Source organism: Gaiella sp. (assembly GCF_035558935.1).
Taxonomy (GTDB): Bacteria; Actinomycetota; Thermoleophilia; order Gaiellales; family Gaiellaceae; genus Gaiella.
In genome coordinates, this window is record NZ_DATMBZ010000019.1 from 1 (window position 1) to 2894 (window position 2894).

The window sequence follows — 2894 nt, forward strand, 5'->3', positions numbered from 1 at the left end:
GGCTCCAGGTCGGCGCGATGATCGGGACGGTGATGGCGGCGAACGTGTTCTTCGACATCATCCCCGCGCAGCGCGAGCTCGTTCGCGCGAAGGAGGCCGGCCGCGCGCCCGACCCGAAGCCGGGCATCCAGGCGAAGCAGCGCTCGGTGCAGAACAACTACCTGACGCTGCCGGTGCTGCTGACGATGCTCGCGGGCCACTTTCCGTTCGCCTATGGCGCCGACCACGCATGGCTCGTGCTCGTCGCGCTTATGGCGATCGGCGCGTGGGCCCGGCTCTTCTTCAACCTCCGCCACACCGGGCGGACGCACTGGTGGATGCCGGTCGCGGGCGCCGCGGCGTTCCTCCTGGTGGCGGTCCTCGTCGAGCGCTCGGACGACACGGCCGCGCAGCCGCCGGCGACCGCCGACGTCGCGCGGGGCAAGGCGCTCTTCGCCTCGGCGGGCTGCGGCGCCTGCCACACGCTCGCCGACGCCGGCGCGACGGGAACCGTCGGCCCGAGCCTCGACGCCGCGAAGCCTTCGGCCGACCTCGTCACCGATCGGGTCACGAACGGGCTCGGCGTGATGCCCTCGTTCGCCGGGAAGCTCTCGCCGCAGGAGATCGCCGACGTCGCGGCATACGTCTCGGGCGCTGCCGGAAAGTAAGATCGCCGCCGATGCTCAAGATCAAGGCTGGCGGGTACGAGTTCACGGCTCGCCTCGAGGAGACCGACGCGCCTGCGACCGTCGCAGCCTTCCGGCGCCTTCTGCCGCTCGAGTCGAGAATCATCCACGTCCGCTGGTCGGGCGAGGCCGGCTGGATCCCGTTCGGCGACCTCGACCTCGGGCTCGGGCCCGAGAACGCCACGTGCTACCCGCACCCCGGCGAGATCGTGCTCTACCCGGGCGGCGTCTCGGAGACCGAGATCCTGCTCGCATACGGCTACGTCAACTTCGCCTCGAAGGCGGGCCAGCTCGCGGGCAACCACTTCGCGACGATCGTCGAGGGAAACGAGCACCTGCGCGATCTGGGCAAGACGTTCCTCTGGGAGGGTGCCCAGGAGATTGTGTTCGCCGAGACGCCGGTGTAGCCGGCATCTCGACGAACGGGACGTGCGTTCAGCCGCGTCCCTTTGCACCTCACCCGCGGGGTCAGCTCGACGCGAGCCGATCGAGCGCATCCGTCAGCACATCGACGGCGAGGGCAACGTCCTCGGGCGATGACAGCTCGTCCGGTGAGTGGCTCACGCCGCCGTTCAGCGCGCGCACGAAGAGCATCGCCGAGGGCACCCCGGCACGCGCGAGCACCCCGGCGTCGTGCCCGGCGCCCGACGCGAGCTCGACGACGGGGATTCCTCGACCCTCGATGGCCGCCCGAAGTGCGTCCGCAGGCGGCCCGCCGAGCGGCGTCGGCGGGACCGCGCCCGCCGGGTCGATCGCGAGGGCGTCGAGCAGCCTCGCGAGCCGCTCGTCGTCCGGCGCGCGCGCGTCGATCGTCAGCGTGACTCGACCCGGGATCACGTTGACGCCGCCCGGCTCGACCTCGAGGCGTCCAACCGTGGCGACGGCACCCTCGATTCCGCGCGCGACGTCCCGGATCCGCAGCACCTCCTCGGCCGCTGCCACGAGGGCGTCGTCCCGCGCGTCCATCGGCGTCGTCCCGGCATGCCCCGCCCGTCCCTCGATCACCCGCTCGGCGCGCTTGTAGCCCACGATCCCGGTGACGACTGCGAGCGGTGCGCCTTCGAGCGCGAGGCGCGGCCCCTGCTCGTGGTGGAGCTCGACCCAGGCGCCGGGCAACCCGGCGCGGGCGACGCGCCCGTGCGAGCCGACGCAGCCCCGCTCTTCCTCGCGGAACGCGACGGCGGCCAGCGTCCGCCGCCGCCGCCCGAGCCGCTCGACCGCCTCGAGCGCGCCGAGGACGCCCAGGGGGCCGTCGAATCGGCCTCCCTGCGGCACGGAGTCCAGATGCGAGCCGGACCACACCTCCGGAAGCTCGGGCTCGAGCCCTGGAAGACGGCCGACGAGATTGCCGTCGCCGTCGACCTCGACCTCCAGGCCGGCCTCGCCCATCCAGCCGGCGACGAGCCGATGGGCCTCGTCCTCGCCGTCGGAGTAGCCGGGACGATTGGCACCAGGCCCTTCCCCGATCTCGTAGATCGCGTCGAGCCGCTGCTCGAGGTCGGAGGCCATCAGCCGTCCAGCGCCGTGCCGACCCCACGCTCGCGCGCCCGGCGCACGACCTCGTGCCCGATCGCGACGTCCCAGGGCGCGATCCCGTTCGACTTGAAGACGACGACGTCCGTCTCATGCTGCCGTCCGGGAAGCTCGCCCGAGACGATCTGGTGGAGCTCCTGCACCTCCAGCCAGTCGAGCTGCCCGGCAGCGACGGGCTCGATCAGGTCGCCCGACTCGAGCTTCGCGTCCTCGAGCGAGTCGCAGCAGACGAGCGTCGCGCGAGCGATCACCTGGGCGTCCAGCTCGCGCGCCCGGGGGTCGTTGGCGCCGATCGCGCAGACGAGCGCGCCGTCCTGCAGCCAGTCGCCCCGCAGCACCGGGTCCTTCGACGTGGTGGCGGTGACAACCACATCGCAGGCGCCCGCTTCGGTGGGATTCTCTGCGGCCTCGGCGTCGTGCTTCTCCGCGAACGCGGCTGCGCTCTCCGCCCGCCGGCTCGAGACGACGACGTGGGAGATCGACGGCACGGCAGCCCGGATCGCGGCGAGCTGCGACTCGGCCTGCCAGCCGGTGCCGATCAGCCCGAGGCTTGTCGCCCCCGACCGGGCGAGGTGCTTCGCCGCGACGCCGCTGGCCGCTCCTGTGCGCGCCTGCCCGAGCCGGTCGGCCGCGATCATCGCCGTCAGCGACCCCGCCGGCCCATTGGGCCCGTCGGCGAGCGAGAACAGGCAGACG

4 protein-coding genes are annotated in these 2894 nt (G+C 72.8%); 2 read left to right on the forward strand and 2 right to left on the reverse strand.

What is annotated here, in order from left to right; all coding sequences use genetic code 11:
- The coding region (locus VNM44_RS02105; protein WP_325622080.1) for a urate hydroxylase PuuD at positions 1 to 647 on the forward strand (647 nt) is incomplete at its 5' end.
- 11 nt (positions 648 to 658) lie between these two features.
- Positions 659 to 1072, forward strand: a complete 414-nt coding sequence (locus VNM44_RS02110; RefSeq protein WP_325622082.1) for a DUF3830 family protein — start codon at positions 659 to 661, stop codon at positions 1070 to 1072.
- A 61-nt stretch (positions 1073 to 1133) separates the two neighbouring features.
- Here the strand turns inward: VNM44_RS02110 and VNM44_RS02115 are convergent, their stop codons facing one another.
- Positions 1134 to 2174: a Zn-dependent hydrolase gene (locus tag VNM44_RS02115; protein ID WP_325622084.1), complete on the reverse strand. Its 1041-nt coding sequence runs from the start codon at positions 2172 to 2174 to the stop codon at positions 1134 to 1136.
- On the reverse strand, positions 2174 to 2894 hold a 721-nt coding region (locus tag VNM44_RS02120; protein ID WP_325622086.1), incomplete at its 5' end, for an ornithine cyclodeaminase family protein. The genes VNM44_RS02115 and VNM44_RS02120, both read right to left, overlap by 1 nt.